This window comes from Pseudoalteromonas sp. Z1A6, from assembly GCF_011378745.1.
In the GTDB taxonomy this organism is placed as follows: domain Bacteria; phylum Pseudomonadota; class Gammaproteobacteria; order Enterobacterales; family Alteromonadaceae; genus Pseudoalteromonas; species Pseudoalteromonas arctica.
Genome location: NZ_WTKW01000292.1, coordinates 1 through 5,204, shown reverse-complemented (window position 1 = coordinate 5,204; position 5,204 = coordinate 1). Strand labels below are relative to the sequence as shown.

The following is a 5,204-nucleotide window of genomic DNA, read 5'->3' as shown; positions in this document are numbered from 1 at the left end:
CACACAACGACTAGTTGTCGTTGTGTGCTTTTATAACTTTTCTTTATTTAGTTATTAAATAACAGAAAGCTCTATTTCAATATTGCCACGTGTTGCGTTTGAATAAGGGCATACTTGATGCGCTTTATCTACAAGCTCTTGCGCAGCTGCTTTATCCATATCACCTAGTGATACAGCCAATTTTACTGCAATACCAAAACCGCCTTCAATAGCACCAATAGACACTTGTGAATTAATATGTGTGTCGCTTGGTAAATCTATTTTTTCGCTACCTGCTACAAATTTAAGTGCGCCAATAAAACATGCTGCATAACCTGCGGCAAATAATTGCTCTGGGTTAGTGCCTTGTCCGTCGTCTCCGCCTAAACCTTTAGGTGTTGATAAATTTACATCTAAACGACCATCATCAGATTTAGCTACGCCTTCACGGCCGCCAGTTGCAGTTGCTTTTGCTGTGTAAGCTACGTTTTGTAATACATTCATAATGAACTCCAAAGTTTTAAAATATCAATCAATTTAGTTTGTGTGCAAAATAATAGAGCAAGTAATTAGAGATTGCAAATACTTTGCATGCAAATTAAAATAGCATGTATTGAAATAAAGGATAACGTTATGCCGTTTGAGCAATTAAAGTTAAAAAATCAGTTATGCCACCGGTTATATATGGCATCTAACAGCATTGCGCGTGCGTATCGCGAGCCTTTAAACGAGCTAAATTTAACTTACCCGCAATACGTAGTAATGATGGCGCTGTGGGAGCAAGACGAAATAACAATTGCAGGGCTAATAGATAAAACCGCGATCGACGGCGGTGCAATGACCCAAATACTCAAAAAAATGAGCGAAAAATCATTACTGGCTGTTATTAAAGATGAGCACGACAAACGCAAACGCCTAGTGAAGCTAACCCAGCATGGCCAATCACTTAAGTTAAAAGCAGCCGATATTCCTAAAAATATTTTATGTAAATTTGATAGTGTAGATGCAACACAAGCGAAGCAGTTGATGCAGCTGCTCGATTTAGTAGTAAACGACTTAGCCGATTAGGCTCTTAATTTTTAAACAATAAACGTGTTTTAAAAGGTTTTAAAAATGACTCATATTAAAAAATTACTATTAGCTGCGGCATGTAGCACTGCACTTTTAGGCAGCAACGCCGTACTTGCTAATACCGCTAATCAAAATGCTGATTTAAAAACAGTAGCCACGTTTGATGCGCAGCACCCACCGGGTAACATTGCTATTACGCCATCGGGTAGAAAGTTTTTATCAGTACATGGTTTTTACGGCCAAAAGCAAAAAATTATGGAGCTTTTAAGCGATGGCACAACTAAACCCTACCCTAATGAAGAATGGGCTTACGCGTACAATAACGGTAAAGGTTTTTACGATGTACTTGGCATAAACGTATCAAGCGATGGCGTTTTATGGATGCTCGACACATCAGGGCCAGATCGCGCTGGGCGCTTAGTGGGTTGGGATACAAATAAAGAGCAACTGCATAAAATTATTTACCTCGCAAAACCAATGATTACCGACACCTCATTTTTAAACGATTTAGTCATCGATAATAAACATGGCGTTGTATACATTGCCGACACAGCCCATGGCAGCCAAGCCGCTATTATTACGGTTAACCTTAAAACAGGTGTCGCTCGCAGAGTATTACAAGATAGCCATTACACTACAGCCGAAAATATCGATATGGTTATTGATGGCCGCACTATGAGCATTGGCGGACAACCTGCCCGCTTAGGTGTTAACCCAATTACGCTTGACCCTAACGAAGACTGGCTTTACTTTGGATCTATGTCGGGCACGTCGGTTTACCGTATTGCCACCAGCGATATAAATAACGAGAGCCTTTCGGCTAAAGCACTTGAGGATAAAGTTACGCGTTACGGCACTAAGCCAATTTCAGACGGTATTATTGTTGATGGCGGCGGTAACGTATACGTAACCGACATAACCAACGGTGCAATTGGCGTAATTAAACCTACTGGCGACTACGAAGTATTATTTAAAGACGATCGTCTTAGCTGGCCAGATGGTTTTAGCTACGGAGCTGATGATAAAATATACTTTACCGTTGACGATTTACATAATTCGCCTGTACTTAATAATGGTAAAAATAAAAGCCACGGTAAGTTTAAAGTAATGTCGTTTGAGCCTTTAGTAAAAGGAAAAGTAGGCCGTTAATTTACTTTTTAAGTGACTACATTTTTTAAAAAGCCTTGCACATTTAAGTGACCCAATAGTTGCAGGGCTTTTATTAGAAAAAACACCACGCTGGTGCACTTTTTAATAATGCTTCACCACTTTGGTGCTAACCCTTAAGTATGTATTTACACTTAAATACTAAACACCTGATTTCTATTCATAAAATATTCAAGTTAATGTTGGCATACTTCTTCCTATAGACTGATGTGTTCAGTGAAAATACCAAGGAAAAACCATGTTCAACTTATATCATACCCTTTACCTTTTATGGCGTTTAGACATTAGCGTTTGGCAAGTTAACGACCCTACAAATACCCGCACTACCGCTGATAAAGAACGCGCCTATGTTAAGTAGCATCTTATTGTGTAAAGGCTTGGCATAAAGCTTAAATGTATAAACCTACTTTAGGCTAAGCTTTTGCGCACTATGAAATTTATGCGTACATTTTTTATTAAACTTAAATTAACCGTTCAATATAAAAACAGCCCTCTTGTAATAAACTCCACATTTAAAAACATCAAAAAATTAGTAAAAACACTGCGTTTATAACTTTGCAAGCAGCTCAATTGCATTGTATTGTTGCACCCTATTGAAAATTTTTAATTGGAACGTGTATGAACGCTTTGGAAGTTAATTTTGATGGCTTAGTGGGTCCTACTCACAACTACGCTGGTTTATCGTATGGTAATGTTGCCTCGTTGAATAACGCAGCAAGCTTTTCAAATCCTCAAGAGGCGGTACTTCAAGGCCTTGAAAAAATGAAAGCCATGCACGACAAAGGCCTAACTCAAGGTGTATTTGCCCCTCATGCACGCCCCGACTTAAACGTACTACGCCGCTTAGGCTTTACCGGTAACGATGCACAAGTCATTCATAAAGCGTTTAAAGCCGATCCTATTTTATTACGTGCGTGTTATTCAGCATCTGCAATGTGGACAGCTAATGCCGCTACGGTATCGCCATCTCCTGATACAACCGACGGCAAAGTACATTTTACTTCAGCTAATTTAAATAATAAGTTTCATCGTTCATTAGAGCCTGCAACCACAACACGCTTATTAAAAGCCATGTTTAATAACGACAAGTACTTTGCACACCATACCCATTTGCCAGACCAAGGCTTTTTTGGCGACGAAGGTGCAGCAAACCATACTCGTTTTTGTGACAGCCACGGCGAGCAAGGTCTTGAAATGTTTGTATTTGGTGCCAGCGCGTTTAACAGCCAATTACCAAAACCCGCTAAGTTTCCTGCAAGGCAAACACTTGAAGCCTCAGAAGCAATTTGTCGCTTACATAACTTAAAAGATTCAAGCCAAATTTTACTACAGCAAAATCCAGACGTAATAGACCAAGGCGTGTTTCATAACGATGTAATTGCAGTAGGTAACGCCAACGTATTACTGTGCCACCAGCAAGCATTTTTAAACCAAGCTTTGGCACTGCAAGATATTCGCGAAGCGTATGTGGGCAATAAAGAATTTTATATTATTGAAGTACCTACCGATAAAGTAAGCATTACCGACGCTGTAAGTAGCTATTTATTTAACAGCCAGCTAGTGAGCCTTGAAGATGGTTCAATGCTGTTAGTGGCACCACAAGAGTGTAAACGTAACAGCGCAGTTAATGCGTACATTGAAGAAATGATCATGGCGGATAACCCAGTAAACCAAGTGCAGTTTTTTGATTTACGCCAAAGTATGCAAAATGGCGGCGGACCTGCGTGTTTGCGTTTACGTGTGGCTCTTAACGAGCAAGAACTTGCTGCGGTAAACCCAGAGGTTATTTTAACGGATACTAAATACACACAACTGTGTGACTGGGCTAAACGTAACTACCGCGACAAGCTAGGCGCAAGTGACTTTGCAGACTCAGCCCTACTCACCGAAAGCTACCAAGCACTTGATGAGCTTACACAATTACTTAATTTAGGCTCAGTGTACGACTTTCAATTAGAGCGTTAATACCTCAGTCAATACAAAGGCTAATACAAAAATAGCGAGCAAAGGCTCGCTATTTTTATTTGTGCTTGTGTTTGTGCTACTAGAATTTAAACGTCTTTATTAACCGTAATGGCCGACGCCATAGACTCAGATATATGCAGCGTACGCTGCGGAAACGGAATACTCAGCCCAGCACCTTCAATAGCTTCTTTAACACGTTTATTTAAATCCCACACAGTTTGCCAATAATCACCATTTACAGTCCATGCACGTAATTGAATGTTTACCGCGCTTTCACCTATTGATGTCACCATTACTTTAGGTGCAGGCTCTGCGAGTAATCGGCTCTCTGATGCGGCTAATTCTTTAAGCACATTTAAACCAACGTCAATAGAGTCGGCATAGGAAATACCCACCACTATGTCCATTCGTCTTTTGCCATTACGGGTAAAGTTTTTAATATTGCCACCCCACACCTTACTGTTAGGGGATGCAATATAAAGACCGTCGGTGGTTTTAAAAATAGTAGTAAATAAATGTATTTCACTCACCGTGCCAAGCGTGCCACTGGCATCAACAAAGTCGCCTATTTTAAAAGGTCTGAGTATTAATAGCATAATTCCAGCGGCAATATTGCTCAGCGTATTTTTAAGAGCTAAACCAATCGCTAAACCAGCAGCGCCCATTAGCGCAATTAAGCTTGCCGTATTAACGCCAAAAATATCTAAAATAAATAGCCCGCCAATTATATAAACTAAATAACCAGCAATACTCGATAAAAGAGGAAGCAGCGTACTATCCACTCTTTTTAATGGCGATTTAGAGTTTTTAATCGCTTTTTTAACCGAACGCGCAATAAGCGCGCTCGCAACTAAAATCGCCAATGCTAAAACCACTTTGTAACCTAAAGTGATGATTGTTTCTGAATGGCTTTGCCAAAACGCTAAAAGTTTCTCTTTCATGTTTGTTCCGATAAATGTGGCTGAAACTCAGCAAAATAATGGTTAAATTTAATAAAAACCGACTTCAAAAGAAGTGGCGCG

At 39.8% G+C, this 5,204-nt stretch carries 5 protein-coding genes; 3 read left to right on the top strand and 2 right to left on the bottom strand.

The window, feature by feature from the left end:
• Positions 1 to 54 precede the first annotated feature (54 nt).
• A complete protein-coding gene (locus GQR46_RS15675; protein ID WP_165729437.1) occupies positions 55 to 483 on the bottom strand; it encodes an organic hydroperoxide resistance protein in 429 nt (142 codons plus the stop codon).
• 129 nt (positions 484 to 612) lie between these two features.
• Here GQR46_RS15675 and GQR46_RS15670 point away from each other — a divergent pair, with 129 nt between their 5' ends.
• The 3 genes from GQR46_RS15670 (at position 613) to astB (ending at position 4,182) form a co-directional block, all read left to right on the top strand.
• Positions 613 to 1,047 carry a MarR family transcriptional regulator gene (locus GQR46_RS15670; RefSeq protein WP_165741420.1) on the top strand — a complete coding sequence of 145 codons (435 nt, stop codon included), beginning with the start codon at positions 613 to 615 and terminating at the stop codon, positions 1,045 to 1,047.
• A gap of 45 nt (positions 1,048 to 1,092) precedes the next feature.
• Entirely contained in the window at positions 1,093 to 2,199 is a 1,107-nt protein-coding gene (locus GQR46_RS15665; RefSeq protein ID WP_165741419.1) for an L-dopachrome tautomerase-related protein, read from the top strand.
• Between the two features lie 636 nt (positions 2,200 to 2,835).
• The gene (astB, locus tag GQR46_RS15660) at positions 2,836 to 4,182 is read left to right on the top strand and encodes an N-succinylarginine dihydrolase (RefSeq protein WP_165741418.1); all 1,347 of its coding nucleotides are present in this window, start codon (positions 2,836 to 2,838) and stop codon (positions 4,180 to 4,182) included.
• Positions 4,183 to 4,268: 86 nt separating this feature from the next.
• On the opposite strand, the gene GQR46_RS15655 is transcribed toward astB, so the two are convergent.
• Complete coding sequence (locus GQR46_RS15655) at positions 4,269 to 5,123, bottom strand: mechanosensitive ion channel domain-containing protein (RefSeq protein WP_165741417.1); 855 nt, start codon at positions 5,121 to 5,123, stop codon at positions 4,269 to 4,271.
• Positions 5,124 to 5,204: the final 81 nt, after the last annotated feature.